This is a genomic window from Sodalis sp. RH15 (assembly GCF_047324255.1).
Classification (GTDB): domain Bacteria; phylum Pseudomonadota; class Gammaproteobacteria; order Enterobacterales; family Enterobacteriaceae; genus Acerihabitans; species Acerihabitans ligni.
The window spans coordinates 4,475,742-4,494,996 of sequence record NZ_CP178738.1; the positions used below are offsets into that span (position 1 = coordinate 4,475,742).

A 19,255-nucleotide genomic window follows, 5' to 3' on the forward strand; every position below is an offset into this window, starting at 1 on the left:
TCAGGATCACGCTATTTGCGATGCTTTGTGCAGTTATCCACAACCCTGCGCAGGGCGCGAGCATGGTTGCCGGGATTCTTCGGCGTGCTCCAGACGCTGGTAATGCAAAACTCTCCGCAGCGACACTCATTTTCATTATAAGGGCAGTAGATCTTCCCCCATGCATGACTGCCGCCAACATCGATTCGCCAACGTTGTTCTTCAGCATATCTGAGCGCCTCTTCCACCTCTTTCTTCGAATGCGAGGGACGGGTCATCATTGACCTCCAGAATAGATTTTTGCCGTTGAGTTGTCAAGTGACAACTCGATTATCTTGGACTTGCCTATCAAGACGTCTCAGCACGAGTCCGTAAGTAATAATCTCCGGCAACGGCGTTTACCATGAGTTCCGGCAGCCGATCAGGTCTTTAGCAATGCTGGAAGCACTGTTGCAAAATTTTCCCGCGACTGGGCAGAAAGTGAGATTGTTCAACCAGATGACGATAAGCATGGGGGATTTTCATTCAGGGCTTGGTGGATTGTAGGCAGACCAGCGGGGCAATTTAATGCTTAGAGTAGCCCGCACTTTACCGGAAATCGGCGATAGCTCATATTGATGCAAAATGATTCCCGGTTCGTTCATAGCGTGCCCTCCGGCATTTCTCTCTGGTACGCATGAGCCCCCGCCACCGTGGCCTCAATGGAAGGCCGCATCAGAACCCGCCCTATCCACCGTTGTGGAGATAAAGGGTCTATTTCTCTCACGCAATAGCAGCCGAACCTTTTGCGCATACGACGAGCGCGGGTACTCCAACAACACGATCTCGTTCATGACGAACCTTTTCCCCATGATATTGCTAGCGGGGTAACTCTATTCGTCGTCATCTTTGCCGAGCGCTAATCGACGTGAAGCGGCGGCGGCGCCCGGTCATCCCAATCGGCGCCGATGCGCGGATATAACCAGGCAAGGCAGATGCCGCGCGCCACCATGAACAACAGGAAAGCGCCCCAAAGCCCATTATTGTGCGCGACCGGGATCAGGAGCCAAGCCGCGGCCAGGAACACGGCGAGCGACAGAATCATGCTGTTGCGCAGTTCGCGCGCGCGAGTGGCGCCGATAAAGATGCCGTCAAACTGGAAGCCCCAGACCGAAGCGACCGGCAGCGCGATCACCCTGGGTAGGTAGGCCTTGGCCACGGCGCGCACCGGCTCTTGGTTGGTCAGCCCGTCAATCATCATCGGTCCGACCGCGACATAGGCGAGCGAAAATCCGAGCGCCCCAATCGCGGCCCACAACAAGGAAATGCGGCTCGCCGCCCTAAGCGACGCCCGGTCGCGGGCACCGACCGCGAGTCCCACCAGCGCCTCCGCCGCATAGGCGAAGCCGTCGAGCCCGAAGGCGGTGAAAGTCTGGAAGTTAAGCAGCACGGCATTGCCGGCCAGCACTTTGTCGCCGAGCCCGGCGCCGAGGCGTGCGAAAAGCGCGGTGACGCCGATGATGCAGATGGTGCGCAGGAAAATGTCACGGTTGATGCCGAACAGCCTGAGCAGGGGTTCTCGCGCCCAGAGCGCCGCCTGAACGAGCCGCGGTAGCCCGCGCGGGCTGAGGCGCTTGAGCACAAGGAGGCCCAGGACCAGTCCTATGCCGTCGGCGAGCGCCGTCGCCGCTCCGATGCCGCCGACACTGAGGTGTGCGCCATAGACCAGGCCGATGGCAAAGCCCATGTTGAGGAAGTTCAGCACCAGTTGCAGGACGAATCCCAGCCTGGCTCGCTGGCGACCGATCAGGTAGCCCAGCACGACCGTATTGCCGAGCGCCGCCGGAGCCGACCAGATGCGTGCGTCGCAGTAGATGCGCGCCGCACGCTGCACCTCGGCACCACCGCCGAGCAGGTGGAGCGCGCCCGTGAGCAGCGGCCGCTGCACCGCCAGGATGACGAGGCCCAGCAACACCGCCAGCAACAGCGCCCGTACTTGCACGATCCGGGCCTCAGTATCGTCTCCGGCGCCTACCGACTGGCCGACCAGCCCGGTCGTCGCCATGCGCAGAAAGCTCAGGCCCCAGATCATGGCATTAAAGACCAGCCCCCCCAGCGCTACGCCGCCAAGCGCCGCCTGGTCGGGGAGATGACCGGCGACGGCAGTGTCCACCGCGGACAGCAGCGGCACCGACAGATTAGCCAGCATTATCGGCACGGCCAGGGCCACAATCCGCCGGTGCCAACCGGGTGTCGCTCCAGCTATGCCGCCGTTATCATTGATTCGCGCCACTGTTTTCACCATCATTCTGCCCGGCGGACATGACCTTATTGTCCTCAAATGCAGACCGCACAGCCTCCACGACATGCTGCGCCGTAAGCTCATCCTCCAATCGCGGATACTCCGCTTTCAATTTACCGGACACCCGCCAGCCGTTTTGTTTGATAGAACGGATAATCCTGTTCGCGTCCTGGCTTGGCATTTCAATGACATCCTTAAGGCTTTCCTGCGCGAGCTGAAAGGTGGCCAATTCCCTGGCCTCGTCTGCCATCTCATATCTTACCGTATGCTCAATCACCCGCGCGGTGAACAGCACATGCTCGGTCAGATCCGGATAGCGCCAGGCAAAACAAGCGTCCTCATAGTCATCGAAAATAAAGTTGCTGCGGGTACCATCGTCGCATGCCACCACTTCACCAAACCGGTAAGCCGTTGCATAGCGCCGCATAAACGGGCGGGAAAACACCTCGAGCGTGCGATTGTAAGCCGCGCGGAAATGGGGAGAACTAATGATAGTGGCCGATACAGGCAGAATGATGCCGTCAGGGATCGCCCTGTCGCGTACCAGTGCGTCATTTATCAGAAAACGGTGGATCCGGCCATTGCCGTCTCTCATTGGATGGATATAGACAAAAGCAAAGGCCAACGCCCCGGCACGCACCACAGGCTCGGCCCCTCGGGTCGCAACTTCAAATGCTTTGAGGCCCTCCAGCATGACACCCGCTTCCTCGAAGTGGGGGGCAATATAGTGGACAATGTTTTGACGCAGGGTGGACTGCCCGACAAACACCGGCGAACGACGCAGGCCCAGTCCTACGGCATCCCGGCCCAAAATGCCGGCTTGCAAGGTATATAAACTGCCGCTACCCAGCGGGTCTTCAATGTGGCCGCAATATTGTTCAATAACATGGGCGAACCGCTGGATCCGATCGGTATGGTCAGACTCCTTTTCGATCAAAAAGCTTGCACGGGACTCATTAAACGTCAGCCAGCCGGCGGTACGCATCAGCAGATCGGCGCCAAATGCTTTGTCAAATTCAGCCAGCGCGGCAGCGAGATCAAAATCCAACGCATTTTGGAGCGCTGTAGTACGACGAATCAAAGGGCAGAACGAAGCCGTTCCCGGCAGATTATTATTGATTCGCCAGCGCCTCTCGCGCAGCGGTTCGACCCTGGTGAAATAGTCTAGACCGGAGATCGCATCGATATATTTGCCGTTGGTCAGGTCCGGCACATCCAGCCGCGTTCCGGTCAGCCACTCGTATAGAAAACCCGTACGGCGCGCATACTGGCCGAAAGGCTCGCGTCGGCACCATGCCGCGATAGGCTCGGGGCCGATGGCGGCAAACAGGCGGGCAAAGAACTCCAAATGGATCTCTTCGTATTTGAGCCCGAATTCGAAATGCCCCGCGAAGTCATCCGCCGGCCGGTAGCTGGCCGGATACTGATTTTTTATCAGTCCGCCCTCAACCTGAAGGACGCGCCCCGTACCAATAGTTGACTCGACACGCAGCGGTTGCGCCAACATGATGCCGTTAAGCCGTTCCAATACCTTGAAGCCAACCTGCATAAGATAAAATCCTGTATTTTGGCCGCGAAAATGATACTGAAATCATAAAATACCAGGAAAACGATAACATGAGAGCGGTTAAAAGGCTATCGGAACAACGAAACCGATACTGGATGATGGTTTTTAAGCGAAAATAATACTCTCTAACGCTGAAACCAAGCGCAGCTGTCTGGGAGGCAAAATCTCAGTGAGCCGTTACACTGGTAGAAACCGCATTTAAGGGAGGTATTATGAAGCTTGGATTCGCCTGTAAATATTTTTCTTCAGAAGCAGTACAGCCATTCCCCTTTAAATCCCCAACGCGTAAACGATTTTTAACGTTGGACAATGATAAAAAGCTCGATTTTCTTTGGGAAAGTTCGAGCGAAAACCTAACCAACCTCCTGTTGATTTTTGAGCAATTGGCTTTACTTCCTAATAATCTGAGAATGATGAGGATAGGGAGCGATTTGCTGCCATTATATACCGTCCCCGAAGCCACTGTGCTTTACAAGGAAATTTTACCCGATTTATATCCTTTTTTTAAGAACTGCGGGAATTTTGCAAAGCAGAACGATATTAGATTATCCTTTCACCCCGGACAATACACCGTACTGGCATCAGACAACCCATCGGTAGTGGAAAGGTCTATTGAAGACATCGAATACCACGCGCTCTGCGCGAAATCGATGGGGTATGGCAAGCATTTTCAGGACTTTAAAATAAATATCCATATGAATGGGAAAAAAGGCTTTGCCGGCTTCAAAAACGCGTTCCTAAAGCTCAGTCCTGAAGCAAGGCTGATGTTGACGGTGGAGAATGACGAGATTTCCTGTTCAGTGGATGACGTATTACAGGCAACATCCTTATGCCCCATTGTATTGGACATTCACCATCACTGGGTAAAGGAAAATGAATTCATCAAACCTGAGGATGACCGTATTAAATTAATAAAAGAATCATGGCAAGGAGTAAAGCCTGTGCTGCATTATTCTGTTTCTCAGGAAGGTTTGATCCCGGAGCACGGCTTTCCCGATCAAAATACGCTGGGCTTGTCAAAATCCATATTACGCGCTCATTCAAATTACTATTTTAATGATACGCTAAATGACTGGGCTTTATCCTTTGACGATTTCGATATCATGTGTGAAGTGAAAATGAAAAATCTCGCCAGGGAAAAATTGTATCAGTACGCATTGCTGAATAAAACAATGCCGGCAAATTCATCCTTAGGCTTATAGCGTACCGGGCACTGGTTTATGACGCGTCCCCCCGTCGTGATGGATGAGCATTGACACGCCTGTTGCCCCGATGCGCAACGGCTGTACCGGCATGATGCCGTAAACAACGTACAGCCGACCTGTAATAGAGGGAATGATTTACGTGGCAGTATTGTGACCTTCCGGCGCTGCCACACTGGCCTGTTTATCTTTTTTCATTTGATAGCGGGAAGGCCAGATCTCTTCCGGTCGTTTTCCTATCACATCTGCAATAAGGCGTTCTCCCTTTGGCCAGTGTCTGGTCAACGTATTCGCCAGCGTAGACGAAGCCAGCCCCGCCGAGCGCGAAATCGCAGCCATCGTCGTCCCTTTCTTCTTTATTCCTGCAACAATATCAGCTGGGTGCCAGTCTTGGTCGTTCATGTGATCTCTCTTCGCCATGTTGACTATGAGTCACAATGATACCACAAGAATTTACGGTTGTGACTAATAATCCGTGGACTGATAGGCATCAAAATACAATGCTTATCCTATGAAAAGATCTGACCCAACAAGAGTCCTGCTAGGACGACATGTCAAAAAACTCAGATTACAAGCTGGTCTGTCTCAGGAAGCCTTTGCGGATCTATGCGGGCTCGATCGCACCTACATCAGCGGTATTGAACGCGGTGTAAGAAACCCCACGCTGGAAGTCCTCGCTATCATTGCTGCCGCATTACATATCGATTTGATTACGCTGTTCAATTTTGATGGTTGCGACTGAATTCACGCCATTAGCTGTCTATTGTTAAACCATCTTCATTTGTGACTCATCGTCCGTGGTCTGATAAGCAACAAAAGATAATGCTTAACGGCATGGAAAAATCTAAAGACATTACTGCCCTCTTCGGGCAACGTATTAAAGCACTTCGCTTGCAGGCGGGACTTTCGCAGGAAGCCTTCGCCGACAAGTGCGGGCTTGATCGCACTTATATCAGCGGGATTGAGCGGGGTGTGAGAAACCCGACGCTGGAGGTGATAGTTGTGATTGCTGGCGGACTGGGTATTGAATTGGTAACGCTGTTCGATTACTGAATTTGTACCGTTTCCTGACATTGAGCCTTGAGCCGGCTATTTTGTAATCGTACTGATGTCCGCTCTGATTCATTCAAACACGACGCCGGCCAATTCCTCGGAAACCGTCCACAAGCGTGCTGCGGTCTCGACGTCCAGCGCCTGACGCGGAATCTTCGCTACCGCTGGAAATCCGCGCATTTCATTTATCTTGTCCGGTCCGTAGTACACGCCGCCCTTGGCGGCGGGCGCCGTAGCCGCATAAAGCGTCGGCAGCGCGCCTTGGGCCGCGGGCTGGAACATGAACCACAGGTACTTGCGCATCAGGCCGAAGACGCTGCTCGCCCCGGCCCCATTGGGAAGCAGATCCGTGCGCGAGATGCCAGGGTGCGCGGGGATGCTGGCGATGCCCCAGCCGGCCGAATCACTCTGCCGCTGGAGTTCCAGGGCAAACATGAGACAGGCAAGCTTGGACTGGCTGTAGACCCGCATAGGCTTATAGTCCCGCTCGGCCTGCAGGTCGTCGAAATTGATCGCGCCATCGCGCGCGGCGATGCTCGAGAGCGTCACGACGCGCGGGCTTTTGCCCTTGCGCAACAGAGGCAGCAAGTGCGCGGTCAGCGCAAAATGACCGAGATAATTGGTGCCGAATTGCAATTCGATATTATCCTCGGTGACCCTGCGCTGCGGCGGGGTCATGACGCCTGCATTGTTGATAAGGATGTCCACGCTGCCAAGGGTGGAGCGCAGACGCGAACCAAAGGCGGCCACCGACTTGAGGCTGGCCAGATCGAGTTCTTCGAAGCGCACGGTGGCATGGGACACAGCCTGGCGAATACGCGCCACCGCGTCCTTGCCTTTGGAATGATTGCGTCCGGCGATGATCACATCCGCACCGGCGCGAGCAAGCGCAAAGGCGTCTTCAAAGCCGAGGCCGCCGGTGCCGGTGATGATTGCCGTGCGTCCGCGCTGGGACGGAATATCCGATGCAGTCCAGTTGCTCATGTTTCTTGCCCTTAAGTTTGCTTTTTAGTACACTAGGTGCATAAATTAATGCACTAAGTGCAATATTGCAAGGCAATTTTAAGTGACGTTGAAAAACACAGGGGGCCAGCCTGTGCGCCCAGGCCTGCGCGAACAAAAACAGCGTGAAACCCGATTACGCATCGCAAACACAGGCCTGAAGCTATTTCTGGCCAACGGCTACGAGGGGACGACGCTCGATGCCATTGCCGAGGAGGCGGGCATCTCGCGCCGCACGTTCTTCTCCTATTTCAAGTCGAAGGAGGACATCTTGCTGACGTGGCAGGAAGGCGCATGGGATGCAATGCGAGCGGAACTGCTGAAAGTCTCACCTGACGAAACGCCGTTGGATGCCGTGCGCAAAACGCTGATAACCGATGTCTCGCGCTACGAATCAGATCAAATGATTGCCATTGATCGGGTGATGCGTGCGAGCGAAACACTCAAGGTCCGTAAACAAGCTGCCTACGCGGCGCAGGAAAATGCGCTCTATACCACGCTGTGCGAGGTCTGGCGACAGCCGCAACGCCGCCAGGCGCTGCGCGTCGTCGCGATGGTATCCGTCGGCGCTATGCGGCTGGCCATTGAAGCTTGGTCCAACCAACGTGGCGAGCGGCCAGTGGCGGAATTCCTCGAGGAAGCCTTCGCGAATGTGAAGGCGGTGGTGAGATAAAAAATCACGGCATCGTCCATGTGCCGCTGCGTGTCGATAAGCGACTCGCACCCTGCCCCGCTTTTCAAGTGGGGCAAGATCATCCGGTTGCGCGTGCCTGCGCTGTTTTAATCCGACAGCGACCGGGACCACTGTAATCACTGTGATGAGTACATCCGCAGCCACCCATGCGGTGGAGACAGGCGCGTTTCACAGCGATGTGGGGCCGCTGGATATACTGCGCGTCCTTTCCGGCGTGGCGACCATCAGAGTGAGCGAAACTGGAAGCGTTCGGCGGTTCGGATGGTTGACCTTTTGCTCGCAGGCATGTCGGCAACGACTCCCGGCCCCGGCGATTCAGCCAATGCTAATGGCGAACCGACCCGATCAAGCTGACCGTCCGGCACGGCGAGGCGGTCGGGTCGGTTACAGCTCAGAACCGTATACGTCAGACAGTTACAACGATCTTGCCCACTTGATTGTTCGATTCCATATAGCGGTGGGCTTCTACGATTTCGTCGAAGCGAAACGTCCTATCGATAAGGGGCTTGAAAGCGCCGGATGCGAGATGATCGAAAATATACTGCTTCGCTTCTTGAAGATCTTTATGCTGCGCCAGTTCCACAACCACATAGGCCCGGACGGTAAGGTACTTGGCAAGGGCCGTGGACAGCGGAAAAAGGGTTTGCTCAGAGGCCAACACCCCGTATTCGACGATGATTCCCTTATGGGCTGCGGCCGCGGCGAGCGACGCCAGCATCTTGCCTCCGATGGGATCGAAGCTGACGCGTGCGCCTTTGCCACTGGTGATTTCATTGACTCTACCGGCCAGGTCTTCTTCATCAGTGACGATGACGTGATCGGCGCCCAGTTCGTGGAGCCGGGCTTTCTTGGCTGCAGTTCGGGTGACGGCGATGCTGGTGCCGCCCTGCGCTTTAACCATCTGGATGGCGGCCACCCCAACGCTGCTGCTGGCTGCGGTGATGATGACAAAGTCCCCTTTACTTACCCGGCCTAGCCAGATAAGCGCACCATACGCAGTTAAATATTGCATCCAGATGGATGCTCCTTCTTCGTACGAGAGAGTGGCCGGGTAGACAGCAATTGAACGAAAGGGAACGACGGCAACTTCGCCATAGACGCCATATCCATTCAGGCTGCAGGTTCCCGGTACAGTGCTGACGGTTTTACCTATCCAGCTCGAATCGACGCCTGGTCCCACGGCTTCAATGATGCCGGAAGCCTCATAGCCGTTTTTGGAAGGAAGAATCGGCGTTTCCATATATTGCCCGGATCGGTACATGACCTCCGCACGATTCAGTCCAAGCGCTTTAACTCGCAGACGCACTTCGTTTTCACCAGGTTCGGGCAGGGGGAGCTCGTCAAACTGCAGGACTTCAGCGCCTCCGGTCTTATGAAAGCGAACAATCTTGACGGTATTAGACATGTAATACTCCTGGGTTCAAGAATTCTTTTGAATGGGATCGGCCTGAACGTTCTTTTGTCAGCTCCAATCATTGTGACACCTGTTCATGTACTGAGGTGTGACGGTATCACCTCTATTCAGGTGGCCGAATTCACTGCGTGCTACTTCAGCCAGTCCCTAAGTACCGTTTCCAGCTTATCCAGCGCCTCGGCGCGCTTACTTTCTGACATCCGACCGATGTTCTGTAGCTTCCATTTTACTGCGGGCAGGTGTTGAATCTGGCTTTCTGGCGCTAGCGATCCAAGGCGGCGCAAAGCTTGCCACCATAAAGATCGGCCGGGGAAACCACCTGAATGGAGGCAAAACCAAACTCATCCTGTACCGCGTCGACTGTGTCGCGATCTATAGGCCAAATCGATATCCACCGAAAGACGGGGGAAGTCGCGTACAAACAAATTGATTGCGTCCCCCCCTTTTAGCGCAAAACAGCGCTCCTTTGCCACTGCCGGCACCGCATTTATCAAGTCGGCAACATCAAAGACGCGGTCAGGAGTTCGATGTATGCGCCAAATCCCCCGCACGTCCTGACCCGCGTAGCGCTATAAAGATGACAATGGCGGTGATTGCCGTTACTGCCGAAAGCACTTCGAGCAGGATGCTGAACGCGCTCTGGTAGATTCCGGTCAGCACCTTAAGCGAGGAAGCCCCGAGAATGGCCCCTGCCCCCGCCAGATCGCCGCCAACCAGGTGCTGTGCGGCCTCACTTGCTGACGAAGAAGCGTCCGGTAGGATGTTAAGCCGCGAGACAAGCAGTGCAACGAGTAACGCGTTCACAATGGCAAGTGCGACGCCTTCACCCGCTACGCGGGTCGTGTTAAAAATCCCCGTTGCCATGCCGGCGCGTTCGCGAGGTACGACACTGAGGGCGAGCCCGTCCATCAGTCCCCATGGAAGACTGATACCCATGCCGATTATCAGCAGCGGAGAGACGAGCGCCAAACCGGCCTCGCCGTCCTCCCAGCGGCTGAGCCATAAGAGGCCACAAGCCGATACCAGCAGCCCTGCTCCGCAGAGCGTGGCGGAGGAGAGCCATCGCGTGAGGAAGCTTGCGGCCAGCGGAAGGACCAGCAGCGGACTGCAGAGCGCCATCATGATCCATCCAACCTTCAGTTCAGTCATGCCATTGATGCCGACGAGCCTGACGGGAAGAAGCACCAGCAGGACGACAAAGGCATAGGCGGGCGCCGAGGCCAGCAGTTGTACAGCCACGAAGCGCGGAATGCGAAAAAGCGAGAGATCGAGCATTGGCCGCCTTGCATTGCTTTCAACGAAGACGAAAACGGCACCCAGAATCAGTGCTCCAACCAAAGAAACAACCACCGGCGTTTCCATCCAGCCCACCGTCGGCGCAACCAGTATTCCGTTAGTGAGGAAAGCCAACGCGGCGGTAAAGGTGAACGCACCTTTCCAATCGAGGCCGGCGGCGTTGGGATCACGGGAGTCCCGCACCACGCTTGAGCCGAGAACGAACGCCGCCCCGGCGATGATTGCCACCAGAAAAAAGATTGAGCGCCACCCGAAGGCTTCAATCAGCAGTCCTGAACTTACCGGCCCGAAGGCCAAACCGATGCCAAAGCTCGTGCCGACAAGACTGAAAGCCCTCATGGCGGATGGGCCGTGGAACTCCTGTGCAAGCGCCGCCATCACGCCGGAGAATGCCAGCGCCGACGCGACGCCCTGGGCTGCGCGCAACACATCGACGACGAGTAGGTTTGGCGAGAAGGCAAGCGCGACCGAGAAGATACACAGGGCGCAGGCCCCGAAAAGGAAGATCTTTTTCCGTCCGAAGCTGTCGGCGAGCGCTCCGGCGGCCATCAGGCAACTGCCGAAAGTAAGCATGAAAGCATTGGAGATCCAGGCCAGTTCAATAGAACTGCCTGCCAGCGCTCGGCCTATCGCCGGAATGGCCACGGCCGGCCCTGTGAAAGCGAGAGGGTTGGCCACCGCAATCAGGCAGGCGGTCAGGAGTACCAAGGCCTTTTGAAGCGCGCCTCGTGAAGTCCGGTTAGTGTTCAAAGAAACCTCGTTGATGATACTAATGTGCATTCATTGAGCTAAGTTGCCCAATATGATTCAATGGGGAGTTTAATCGAAACATTGGCGAATAGGTGTCGCCAGAGCGGCGACGCCTATGAGGCGAGGATATGGGATGAGAGGCACCAACACCGGAGATATCGTCGCCTTCACGACGGCAGTCAAAACCGGCAGCTTCGCCGATGCCGGCCGCGGGCTGGGTCTGTCCCGTTCCGCGGTAGCGAAGGCTGTCGGCCGTTTGGAAGCGAGGCTGGGTGTCCGGCTTCTCAACCGGACCACGCGGGCCTTCAGCGTTACCGAGGAAGGCCAGCGATTCTACGAGCAGTGTATTGCCATCCTTGACGATCTTGAAGCCGCTGAGAACAACGCCGCAGGACGCGATGCCAAGCCGAAAGGAACCTTGCGAATCACGGCGCCTGGCGCCTACGGGCAATTACACGTGATGCCTGTCGTACGACGCTTCCTCGCGGATTGGCCCGAAGTCTCCGTCGAACTGAGCCTGACAGACCGCGTCGTGGATATCGTGGAGGATGGATTCGACCTGGCCATCCGGATCGGCGGCCTTGAAAACACCCCGCAAGATCTGATCTCGCGCGGCATAAAGCGCTATCCGACGATCTTCTGTGCCTCGCCTGAATACCTGGCCTTGCGCGGCGCGCCGGAAACGATTGAGTCCTTGCGCGATCATACATGCTTGTTCTACTTCGCTTCGAAGGCCCGAGCCACCAGCCAGCACTCTTGGCGTGTAAGGGGCCCGGACGGATCGTGGCAATCGATCTCCGGCAGGCAACGTTTCGTATCGGATCGGGGCGAAGCGCTGCTGGAGGCGGCCCTGTTTGGAATGGGCATCGCTTATCTGCCTGCATTTCTTTTCGAACCTCATGTCGAAGCAGGACGGCTCATAAGGGTATTGCCCCAGTACCAAACAGAGGAAGTGCCAATCTCGGTTCTATATCCCTCGAAGCGCTACCTACCCGCGAAAGTGCGCGCCTTCATCGATGCGTTGGTGGATGCATTTGAATCATCCTAACGTCCGCTCCCGCCACTAAGCCCTCGTTGATATACTGGCAGCGCCAAAACATATCATTTACAATCCGAAGAATATGGCAATCAACTTTTTTGGCTTTATGCCTGCATTACTGCCTGTCGCCCTCTCCCCCGGGGCAAGCTTCACTCTTGTCATGAGCGGCGCTCTCGCCGGCGGACGCAGTGGGCTTTTTAGGACGCTGGCCGGAACGGCTTTGGGCATATACACACACGCGCTTCTTATCGGGCTCGGAATAACCGCTGTCATTGTCTCGTCTCCAGCGATTTTTGGTGCACTGAAAATTGCCGGGACAGTCTATCTCCTTTGGTTAGGATTAATGCTCGTCGTCAGCGGCATTAAATCAAAGCGTACCGAACTCACCATCAAAATCACTTCGATTACAATAAAACAGGCCTGGCTGGCTAACGTTCTGAATCCTAAGGCCATCATGTTCTATCTGACAGTGGTTTCACAATTTGCCGGAATAGATGGCGGCATCAGCAACTATCTGACTCTTGCTTCCGTGCATGTGGGGGTTATGAGCATCTGGCTTATCGCCATCAGTCATGCACTCATTTTCTCAGCTAAAAAAACCGATCCATTACTGCTGAAAAAATACGTCAACATCGCTGGCGGTCTGCTACTGATTATTTTTTCATTACACAGCATAATAAAATGAGGGTTCGGGCAAATCTCGATCAAATCGGTGTTATAGACCGCCTCGTGCAGCTGTGTGCTTGCCGTTCGTCGCAGATCATGTGGCCCATATTTGGCAAGCCGAGCCGCAAAATAAGAGCAACATTCCCCTGACGCGGAGCTTCAGATCAGCCCGCTCCTCAGGCTGGCACCAAGCTAAATTCTCGAAGACTAACTCTTCTTCAGGAGTTCGGCCGATCAGATGAGATCTCTTTTTTTATCCCGTTGGAGATACAGTCAAGGGCCATCACTCAGCAACGATAAACAGAATCATTCAGTCCTGTCCCATGGGTCCTCGGCCATACGACGGGGACTCGCAGAGGGTCCTCGGCCATACGACGGGGACTCGCAGATATCGGCTCTCCTTATAGGCCTGAAAAGCCACCGCTTATGATATTGACAGACCGGGCGCTCTTTCAATAAAGTGAAGCTTCAACGACATGGCAGGCCGCCCGAGAAGGCGCACTTTACCCCTCCGGATATGGCGACACGACTGATTGTCTCGTCGCCAATTTCTTGCATAAATTTTACAGAGAAGCATCATGACCACTCATCCGAGACGGATTTCGTTCAGGAATCGCAGCATCGAAATCGCTGGGAATTTTTATGTCCCGGACGATTTTGACGAGGCGAAGCGATATGCCGCCCTCGTTATCGCCACGCCGGGAAGCAGCGTGAAGGAGCAGATCGGGGCGATCTATGCGGAAAAGCTGTCGGCGCAAGGCTTCGTGGTCGTCACCTTCGATCCCTCTTACCAAGGAGAAAGCGGCGGGGAGCCGCGTGACCTGGAGGATCCGGCAGCGCGCGTCGAGGACATCCGCTGCGCCGCGGATTTTCTAACGACGCTGCCCTTCGTCGGCGAGGACAACATGGGCCTGCTCGGCATCTGTGCGGGCGGCGGCTATGCGGTGAACGCCGCCCTGACCGAGCATCGCTTCAAGGCACTCGGCACGGTCGTGGCCGGCAATATCGGTCGCGCCTTCCGCCAGATGCAGCCGATGGCCGAGGTGCTCAAGATGCTCGACGCCGTCGGCAAGCAGCGCACGATCGAAGCGCGCGGAGGCGATCCCCGGCGCGATCCGTGGATTCCCGACACGTTGAAGCAGGCCGAGGCCTCAGGCGTAACCGATCCGGACTTGCTGGAGGCGGTCGGCTTCTATCGTGAGTCGCGCTATTGCCACCCGAACTCCACCAACCGATTGTTCTTCCAAAGCTTCGGGCTTCTCCTGGGCTTCGATGCCTTTCACCTCGTGCCGGAATTGCTGACGCAACCCCTTCAGGTCATCGTCGGCGGCCGCAAGGGCACCACGGGTTCCTATGATGACGGCAAGACGCTGTTCGACCTGGCGCCAACCAAGAAAGATTTCTTCGTCATCGAGGGCGCGGGGCATTACGAAATGTACTACAAACCCGAATATGTCGATCAAGCTGTCGAGAAGCTGACAGTGTTCTACAGAGAGCATCTCGGGGCGTAAAGCTGGAGATAAGCAGCTCTTCAGGAGGTTGTAGACAAAATGAACCTCCTCGTGATGTGTGCCTGTGACCATATCCGTCACAAGGAATTTGCAAAGATCTCCTATCGCGCTAAGCGCGATAGTGGATGAGATATTCCGCGACGGCAGGAAGACCATAGAAAGCCCATCCGCTCAATAATATTAAGACTTGAAACGAAGTTGTCCCATAACCCCTAAGTTTTGTAACACCGTCTCTTCTGTCCGTGTCTGCCGGCATTCAGGAGTTGCAGAAATCAGTCGCAAATTTCTTATAATATGCGACGATCTATGCAACACGATGGGGAAGCCATGATAGACAAGCACACCCGCCCTGCTCGATCAGAAAAGCGGCCGGATGCTGATCGGCTACGCCAGGGTATCAACCGATGACCAGGACTTGTTCTTCCTGACCGTCATGGTATCAATCGCCAAACATGGCATCAGGTTCATTCGATACCCTCGACCATGCCATAAAAAAGTGGGGCTTGGCTAGGCGAAAATTTGCCAGACGGTGCCACGCAAAAAAATCAAAAAAGCCCGCATTTACGCGGGCTTAGATGTACTTTTTGCTATCTGGTGCTGGACCTTACCGAACGTCCGATCACTCCCACTCTGTCATCAACAGGCCTTGTAAGTCACTATGATTTAAGGGATTTTCAGTGATCGATAAATTCCATACCGTCGCCGTCTACCGTCAAAATCGCGCGCTTAATGTTGGCGCGGGTTATGGAACGATTTGCGCGGCGTCGACATTTCCGAGCTTATTGTCGATCAGAATGAATCTTAGCGCGCTCAGACTTGCCTTGGAATGACCGATTCTTCTCCTGCTTACGGCGTCATCCCACCGAGTGTTCTGGCCGCCTGCTCAAGCCCACCCAGTACGACATCTGCGACACGCAATGAGAAGTCTTGCGGCAATTCGGCTTACACTTCGGCGATCGCCGCTGGGGTACGGGCAAGTACTTCTTCGATGATCGGCTCTGCGGTCGAGGCATAGCCGACTTTCTGTGCGGTGCTATTGAAGTGCCTGCGCTGGATGCCATGCATCTCGTAGTGCCGGTTCTTGCCGAGCAAGGCCATCGCCAGCTTGATGTCATACGGCGACCACTGGCTGGGACCATCGCCCAGCACCGGGTACACCGACATCACGTCATACAGCGGGGTCAACTGGAAACGACCACGAGGCAGAAGCTGGATGCTGAAGTTCTTGGCATGGCCGTCGGGCGCCCGCAGCAACCAGAACAGTACCTGCGACGCCATCAACGTCTTCATGTCGGCCTCGGCATTCACCGATTGCCGCAGCGTGCCGAACAGGGCCTTGAGGCCCGGACCGCCCTCGTTCTCGTATTTGCGCAATGGCGAGCAGCCCTCGACCTGGGAAAAGTCTTCCTGTGGCAGACGCATGAGCCACTGCCCATTCGGTGCGACGCGCCGGTCGAAACGCTCCACCACCAGCACACGCTGTCGGCCGAAGGTCGCGATATGGGCATCGGCCACGGGCAATCCGTAGGCTTTCAGCAGCCGCAAGCACAGCCATTCGTTGTCGACCGACGTGCTGAAGTCCGCCCGCCGCCCGCCCATCAGGCCGAGCGGAAGCTTGAAGATGTGGCTCGTCGGCGTGGCGCCACGCGGCGCGAGCCATTGCCCGTCCCACCAAAGGAAGGCCGTCTTCTCCTGCGCACCGGCCAGCGAAATGCGGAAGTCCGCGTCCGGGTCCCGGCCCCCGGCGAAGGCCTGCGGCGAAACGGTTTCGATCAGGTTCCGCTCGATATCCTCCTCGGACAGGGGCAGGCCCTCGATTCGATCGAAGTCGGTGGGCACCTCATCCTCATCCAGGATCTGGACGGCGCCCAGCGCCGTCGTCGGAAAGATCGAATCGGCAGGCGGCAAGGCGTTCGCGGTGTCGGCCGATGTTAGCGATGCCAGCGCCGTCGCGGCGATGTTCGCGAGCATTGCCGCGCGCGGTAGCGAAGTGGCCGTCCTGGTCAACAACGCCGGCATTATGGAGCTCGCGCCGATCGCAAAGATGGACGCCGATACGTTCGACCGTATGGTCGCGATCAATCTCAAAGGTACGTTCAATACGCTGCAGGAAGCCGCGAAGCGGATGGGCGATGGAGGCCGCATCATCAACACCTCCAGCAGCGTCACCAAACTGCGCTTGCCGGGCTACGGTCCTTACGCGGCAACCAAGTCAGCGGTGGAGACGCTGACCGCGGTCCTAGCGCACGAACTGCGCGGCCGGAACATTACCGTCAATGCCGTCGCGCCGGGACCGACCGCCACCGAACTGTTTTTCAAGGGCAAGTCGGAGGAGCTCATCGGCAACATTACGAAGATGGCGCCGCTGGAGCGGCTCGGCGAACCAAGCGACATCGCCTCGGTGGTGTCATTCCTCGCCGGCCCGGATGGTGCCTGGATCAACGGCCAGACTTTGTTCGCGAACGGCGGCGCGATTTGACCGGGGGTGTCGCCATGCAACAGGCACGAAAGACAGCGCTGGTGACCGGCGCTTCCCGCGGCATTGGCGCCGCGATTGCTCTACGGCTCGCGCGGGATGGCTTCTCGGTAGCGGCCAACTACGCTTCCGGCACGCGTGAGGCCGATGCGGTCGTCGACGACATCGTCGCGGCCGGCGGCCAAGCCTTCGCGGTGCAGGCCGATCTGGGAAAGGCCGAGGACACGGAGCGTTTATTCGACGCCGTGAACAGTCGTTTCGGAAGCCTTGACGTTGTTGTCCATAACGCTGGCATTCAGTTGCTCGGATCGCATGCCGAGATGGAGGTCGCGGCCCTCGACCGTCTTATCGAAATCAACTTGACCGCAGCGTTTCGCGTGCTGAGCCGTGCGGCACGGCAGGTCTCGGAGGGCGGGCGCATCATTGCGCTCTCCTCAGGCACGACGGCGGTGCTTCCGCCGCGCTATGATGTCTATGCGGCGACCAAAGCGGCGGTCGAAGTGCTGATTGGCGTGCTGGCGAAAGAGCTTCGCGGCCGCGGCATCACGGCGAATGCCATTGCGCCGGGCCCCGTGGCAACGGACCTCTACCTCAAGGGAAAGACGGCGACGGAATTGGAAGAGACCGCAGCCCGGACGCCTCTCGGCCGTATCGGACAACCGAACGACATAGCGGGCACCATCGCGTTCCTGGCCGGACCAGGCGGCGAATGGATCAACGGCCAGACGATCCTCGTCAACGGCGGCATGATTTGAGCCGCTCAACAGGAGAAGCAGAAAACATGAGCAAGACAATATTGATCACAGGCGCATCCAGCGGATTCGGCAAGATGACCGCCTATGCGCTTGCCGACGCTGGTCATACGGTCTATGCGTCGATGCGCGATACCAAGGGGCGCAATGCTGAACAAGTCGCCGCTGCCGCTCGTCATGCCGCCGCGCACAGTGTCGATCTCAGAACGGTCGAACTGGACGTGCAGGAACAGGCATCGGTCGACCGCGCCATTCAGACCGTGATCGATGAAAAAGGTGGTTTGGATGTTCTGGTCCACAATGCCGGGCACATGGTGTTGGGCGCCGCCGAGGGGCCGACGGCCGATCTTCAGGACAGGGTGGGAAAAGGACATGCTGCCATGGAGCCAAAAGACGCCGATCCGCAGGCGGTCGCCAGAGCGATAGCAAGCGTCGTTGAGCTTCCCGCCGGCAAGCGGCCGTTCCATATCACCGTCGACCCCGCCGACATGGGCTATGAGGTCATGGCTGCGATGGGCGACCGCATCCGTGCCGAGGTCATGAGAGCGATGGGGCTAGGGGATATCTTGACGCCTGCGTCCGCCTAGGCCCTATCAGCCCCCGGCATTAATGCTGCCACTACTCGAGGCCATCGAAGCCTGGGTAACCGATGCGGATCGGCTCACAGTGCGTGACCGGATCGTCGCGCTGGCCGACGGCATCTTCGATGGTCCGTTCCAGGGGGATGTGCCAGCTCGGCACATTTCAGGTAGTCCTTACTCAGCCAACGCGGACTCGAAGTCAGCACATCCGTATCGCGCATGCCCAATCCCTTGGCCACGGCGCGCCATCTAGCCACCGCCTGGACAACCTCGCCCGAAATCTCGTTCGCCTGCTCGGCCTTCAATCTGAAATAGGATGCTTCGCTCATCAGTAAGGCCCGGCTGGCGATGACTCCAGAATCCTCAGTCAGCCAGGTCTCGCTTTCGCGTCGGTCTCCAGGCATCGGGTCGAGGTCGAAGGCTGGCAACAGGCGCCATCCGTGACGGCGTGCGTCGTACAGGAAACCGGTATTGGGCAGGTGATCGTCGGTGTTGCAGATCAGGAAATTGAAGGCCAGTCGTCGCCATAACTCGTGGATATCGGCCCATCGGGTTGGCGCCCACTCGAAGCAGCATGTCCACCAGTTCCGTGTAGGCATGCGATGTGTCACGGCCGTTGGACTGCAGCATCGCCGCGGCCGACGTGTAGGGAATACGGCTGGCATCATCGGTGCGGTCGAACGTCGAATGATGGCAGCCGCCATGCCGTTGATCAGTTCCACGCGAGCCGGTACCACGTTGATGCCCGCCTTGGCAGCCAGATGCATGGCAAGTATCTCGCCACGAATGACGTCGCGCTGGTCCGGCTGGCTGGGAAACTTGCCCAGGGCCAGACGGCCATCCGTATCTCGAACTGTGGACTTGGGCCGTGCCCCACCTGCCACCGTTAACCGCGAGTTGCAGCGAAATGCCCATGATTCGGACCAATCAGCGCCACAACTCGACCAGATTCATGCGAACTCGGTCCAACATGATGACCAGCCATTGCCCGA

General features: G+C 56.7%; 18 protein-coding genes and 3 pseudogenes. 10 read left to right on the forward strand and 11 right to left on the reverse strand.

What is annotated here, in order from left to right:
• Positions 1–11 precede the first annotated feature (11 nt).
• The 3 genes from ACL2XO_RS20330 to ACL2XO_RS20340 all read right to left on the reverse strand — a co-directional run bounded on the left by ACL2XO_RS20330 (position 12) and on the right by ACL2XO_RS20340 (position 3,767).
• The gene (locus ACL2XO_RS20330; RefSeq protein WP_132928049.1) at positions 12–257 is read right to left on the reverse strand and encodes a hypothetical protein; all 246 of its coding nucleotides are present in this window, start codon (positions 255–257) and stop codon (positions 12–14) included.
• 620 nt (positions 258–877) lie between these two features.
• A complete protein-coding gene (locus ACL2XO_RS20335) occupies positions 878–2,266 on the reverse strand; it encodes an MATE family efflux transporter (protein ID WP_413741377.1) in 1,389 nt (462 codons plus the stop codon).
• Positions 2,235–3,767, reverse strand: coding sequence for a Fic family protein (locus tag ACL2XO_RS20340; protein ID WP_413741378.1), 1,533 nt, complete (start codon positions 3,765–3,767; stop codon positions 2,235–2,237). The genes ACL2XO_RS20335 and ACL2XO_RS20340 overlap by 32 nt, the downstream gene beginning before the upstream one ends.
• A 272-nt stretch (positions 3,768–4,039) precedes the next feature.
• On the opposite strand from ACL2XO_RS20340, the gene ACL2XO_RS20345 reads away from it, so the two are divergent.
• Complete coding sequence (locus ACL2XO_RS20345) at positions 4,040–5,029, forward strand: UV damage endonuclease UvsE (RefSeq protein WP_413741379.1); 990 nt, start codon at positions 4,040–4,042, stop codon at positions 5,027–5,029.
• A gap of 138 nt (positions 5,030–5,167) precedes the next feature.
• Here ACL2XO_RS20345 and ACL2XO_RS20350 read toward each other — a convergent pair whose 3' ends face one another.
• Complete coding sequence (locus ACL2XO_RS20350; RefSeq protein WP_413741380.1) at positions 5,168–5,431, reverse strand: helix-turn-helix domain-containing protein; 264 nt, start codon at positions 5,429–5,431, stop codon at positions 5,168–5,170.
• Positions 5,432–5,540: 109 nt separating this feature from the next.
• Here ACL2XO_RS20350 and ACL2XO_RS20355 point away from each other — a divergent pair, with 109 nt between their 5' ends.
• Positions 5,541–5,771 carry a helix-turn-helix domain-containing protein gene (locus ACL2XO_RS20355; protein ID WP_132926860.1) on the forward strand — a complete coding sequence of 77 codons (231 nt, stop codon included), beginning with the start codon at positions 5,541–5,543 and terminating at the stop codon, positions 5,769–5,771.
• A gap of 92 nt (positions 5,772–5,863) precedes the next feature.
• Positions 5,864–6,082: a helix-turn-helix domain-containing protein gene (locus ACL2XO_RS20360; RefSeq protein WP_132926858.1), complete on the forward strand. Its 219-nt coding sequence runs from the start codon at positions 5,864–5,866 to the stop codon at positions 6,080–6,082.
• A 69-nt stretch (positions 6,083–6,151) separates the two neighbouring features.
• Here the strand turns inward: ACL2XO_RS20360 and ACL2XO_RS20365 are convergent, their stop codons facing one another.
• The gene (locus tag ACL2XO_RS20365; protein WP_413725225.1) at positions 6,152–7,066 is read right to left on the reverse strand and encodes an SDR family oxidoreductase; all 915 of its coding nucleotides are present in this window, start codon (positions 7,064–7,066) and stop codon (positions 6,152–6,154) included.
• Positions 7,067–7,148: 82 nt separating this feature from the next.
• On the opposite strand from ACL2XO_RS20365, the gene ACL2XO_RS20370 reads away from it, so the two are divergent.
• Entirely contained in the window at positions 7,149–7,757 is a 609-nt protein-coding gene (locus ACL2XO_RS20370; protein WP_413725226.1) for a TetR/AcrR family transcriptional regulator, read from the forward strand.
• Positions 7,758–8,184: 427 nt separating this feature from the next.
• On the opposite strand, the gene ACL2XO_RS20375 is transcribed toward ACL2XO_RS20370, so the two are convergent.
• From ACL2XO_RS20375 to ACL2XO_RS20385, 3 genes and pseudogenes are all read right to left on the reverse strand, one after another.
• The gene (locus ACL2XO_RS20375) at positions 8,185–9,183 is read right to left on the reverse strand and encodes a zinc-dependent alcohol dehydrogenase family protein (RefSeq protein ID WP_413741381.1); all 999 of its coding nucleotides are present in this window, start codon (positions 9,181–9,183) and stop codon (positions 8,185–8,187) included.
• 140 nt (positions 9,184–9,323) lie between these two features.
• A pseudogene (locus tag ACL2XO_RS20380) lies at positions 9,324–9,725 on the reverse strand (nucleotidyl transferase AbiEii/AbiGii toxin family protein).
• Complete coding sequence (locus tag ACL2XO_RS20385; RefSeq protein WP_413741382.1) at positions 9,709–11,268, reverse strand: MFS transporter; 1,560 nt, start codon at positions 11,266–11,268, stop codon at positions 9,709–9,711. Before ACL2XO_RS20385 ends, ACL2XO_RS20380 begins: the two are co-directional and overlap by 17 nt.
• Positions 11,269–11,371: 103 nt before the next feature.
• Here ACL2XO_RS20385 and ACL2XO_RS20390 point away from each other — a divergent pair, with 103 nt between their 5' ends.
• Positions 11,372–12,286 carry a LysR family transcriptional regulator gene (locus ACL2XO_RS20390; RefSeq protein WP_413725229.1) on the forward strand — a complete coding sequence of 305 codons (915 nt, stop codon included), beginning with the start codon at positions 11,372–11,374 and terminating at the stop codon, positions 12,284–12,286.
• Between the two features lie 73 nt (positions 12,287–12,359).
• Complete coding sequence (locus ACL2XO_RS20395) at positions 12,360–12,962, forward strand: LysE family translocator (RefSeq protein WP_413741383.1); 603 nt, start codon at positions 12,360–12,362, stop codon at positions 12,960–12,962.
• An 8-nt stretch (positions 12,963–12,970) separates the two neighbouring features.
• On the opposite strand, the pseudogene ACL2XO_RS20400 reads toward ACL2XO_RS20395, so the two are convergent.
• Positions 12,971–13,060 (reverse strand): annotated as a pseudogene (locus tag ACL2XO_RS20400) (integrase); the annotation flags it as partial.
• 461 nt (positions 13,061–13,521) lie between these two features.
• Between ACL2XO_RS20400 and ACL2XO_RS20405 the strand changes: the two are divergent.
• A complete protein-coding gene (locus tag ACL2XO_RS20405) occupies positions 13,522–14,454 on the forward strand; it encodes an alpha/beta hydrolase (protein WP_413741384.1) in 933 nt (310 codons plus the stop codon).
• 942 nt (positions 14,455–15,396) lie between these two features.
• On the opposite strand, the gene ACL2XO_RS20410 is transcribed toward ACL2XO_RS20405, so the two are convergent.
• Positions 15,397–16,425 (reverse strand): HipA domain-containing protein, encoded by a 1,029-nt coding sequence (locus ACL2XO_RS20410; protein WP_413741385.1) that lies wholly within the window; start codon positions 16,423–16,425, stop codon positions 15,397–15,399.
• On the opposite strand from ACL2XO_RS20410, the pseudogene ACL2XO_RS20415 reads away from it, so the two are divergent.
• The 3 genes and pseudogenes from ACL2XO_RS20415 to ACL2XO_RS20425 form a co-directional block, all read left to right on the forward strand.
• Positions 16,331–16,933: pseudogene (locus ACL2XO_RS20415) on the forward strand (SDR family oxidoreductase); the annotation flags it as partial. The gene ACL2XO_RS20410 and the pseudogene ACL2XO_RS20415 overlap by 95 nt on opposite strands.
• A 14-nt stretch (positions 16,934–16,947) precedes the next feature.
• The gene (locus ACL2XO_RS20420; RefSeq protein WP_413741386.1) at positions 16,948–17,685 is read left to right on the forward strand and encodes an SDR family oxidoreductase; all 738 of its coding nucleotides are present in this window, start codon (positions 16,948–16,950) and stop codon (positions 17,683–17,685) included.
• A 26-nt stretch (positions 17,686–17,711) separates the two neighbouring features.
• A complete protein-coding gene (locus tag ACL2XO_RS20425) occupies positions 17,712–18,269 on the forward strand; it encodes an SDR family NAD(P)-dependent oxidoreductase (RefSeq protein ID WP_413741387.1) in 558 nt (185 codons plus the stop codon).
• A gap of 74 nt (positions 18,270–18,343) precedes the next feature.
• Here ACL2XO_RS20425 and ACL2XO_RS20430 read toward each other — a convergent pair whose 3' ends face one another.
• Positions 18,344–19,147 carry a type II toxin-antitoxin system HipA family toxin gene (locus ACL2XO_RS20430; protein ID WP_413741388.1) on the reverse strand — a complete coding sequence of 268 codons (804 nt, stop codon included), beginning with the start codon at positions 19,145–19,147 and terminating at the stop codon, positions 18,344–18,346.
• Positions 19,148–19,255 lie beyond the last annotated feature (108 nt).

What these genes read in the sequence shown, in the direction of transcription:
- ACL2XO_RS20330 (WP_132928049.1), bottom strand. Translation starts at nt 257, where the DNA reads ATGACCCGTCCCTCGCATTCGAAGAAAGAGGTGGAAGAGGCGCTCAGA.
- ACL2XO_RS20335 (WP_413741377.1), bottom strand. Translation starts at nt 2,266, where the DNA reads ATGATGGTGAAAACAGTGGCGCGAATCAATGATAACGGCGGCATAGCT.
- ACL2XO_RS20340 (WP_413741378.1), bottom strand. Translation starts at nt 3,767, where the DNA reads ATGTTGGCGCAACCGCTGCGTGTCGAGTCAACTATTGGTACGGGGCGC.
- ACL2XO_RS20345 (WP_413741379.1), top strand. Translation starts at nt 4,040, where the DNA reads ATGAAGCTTGGATTCGCCTGTAAATATTTTTCTTCAGAAGCAGTACAG.
- ACL2XO_RS20350 (WP_413741380.1), bottom strand. Translation starts at nt 5,431, where the DNA reads ATGAACGACCAAGACTGGCACCCAGCTGATATTGTTGCAGGAATAAAG.
- ACL2XO_RS20355 (WP_132926860.1), top strand. Translation starts at nt 5,541, where the DNA reads ATGAAAAGATCTGACCCAACAAGAGTCCTGCTAGGACGACATGTCAAA.
- ACL2XO_RS20360 (WP_132926858.1), top strand. Translation starts at nt 5,864, where the DNA reads ATGGAAAAATCTAAAGACATTACTGCCCTCTTCGGGCAACGTATTAAA.
- ACL2XO_RS20365 (WP_413725225.1), bottom strand. Translation starts at nt 7,066, where the DNA reads ATGAGCAACTGGACTGCATCGGATATTCCGTCCCAGCGCGGACGCACG.
- ACL2XO_RS20375 (WP_413741381.1), bottom strand. Translation starts at nt 9,183, where the DNA reads ATGTCTAATACCGTCAAGATTGTTCGCTTTCATAAGACCGGAGGCGCT.
- ACL2XO_RS20385 (WP_413741382.1), bottom strand. Translation starts at nt 11,268, where the DNA reads ATGCACATTAGTATCATCAACGAGGTTTCTTTGAACACTAACCGGACT.
- ACL2XO_RS20390 (WP_413725229.1), top strand. Translation starts at nt 11,372, where the DNA reads ATGAGAGGCACCAACACCGGAGATATCGTCGCCTTCACGACGGCAGTC.
- ACL2XO_RS20395 (WP_413741383.1), top strand. Translation starts at nt 12,360, where the DNA reads ATGGCAATCAACTTTTTTGGCTTTATGCCTGCATTACTGCCTGTCGCC.
- ACL2XO_RS20405 (WP_413741384.1), top strand. Translation starts at nt 13,522, where the DNA reads ATGACCACTCATCCGAGACGGATTTCGTTCAGGAATCGCAGCATCGAA.
- ACL2XO_RS20410 (WP_413741385.1), bottom strand. Translation starts at nt 16,425, where the DNA reads ATGCTCGCGAACATCGCCGCGACGGCGCTGGCATCGCTAACATCGGCC.
- ACL2XO_RS20420 (WP_413741386.1), top strand. Translation starts at nt 16,948, where the DNA reads ATGCAACAGGCACGAAAGACAGCGCTGGTGACCGGCGCTTCCCGCGGC.
- ACL2XO_RS20425 (WP_413741387.1), top strand. Translation starts at nt 17,712, where the DNA reads ATGAGCAAGACAATATTGATCACAGGCGCATCCAGCGGATTCGGCAAG.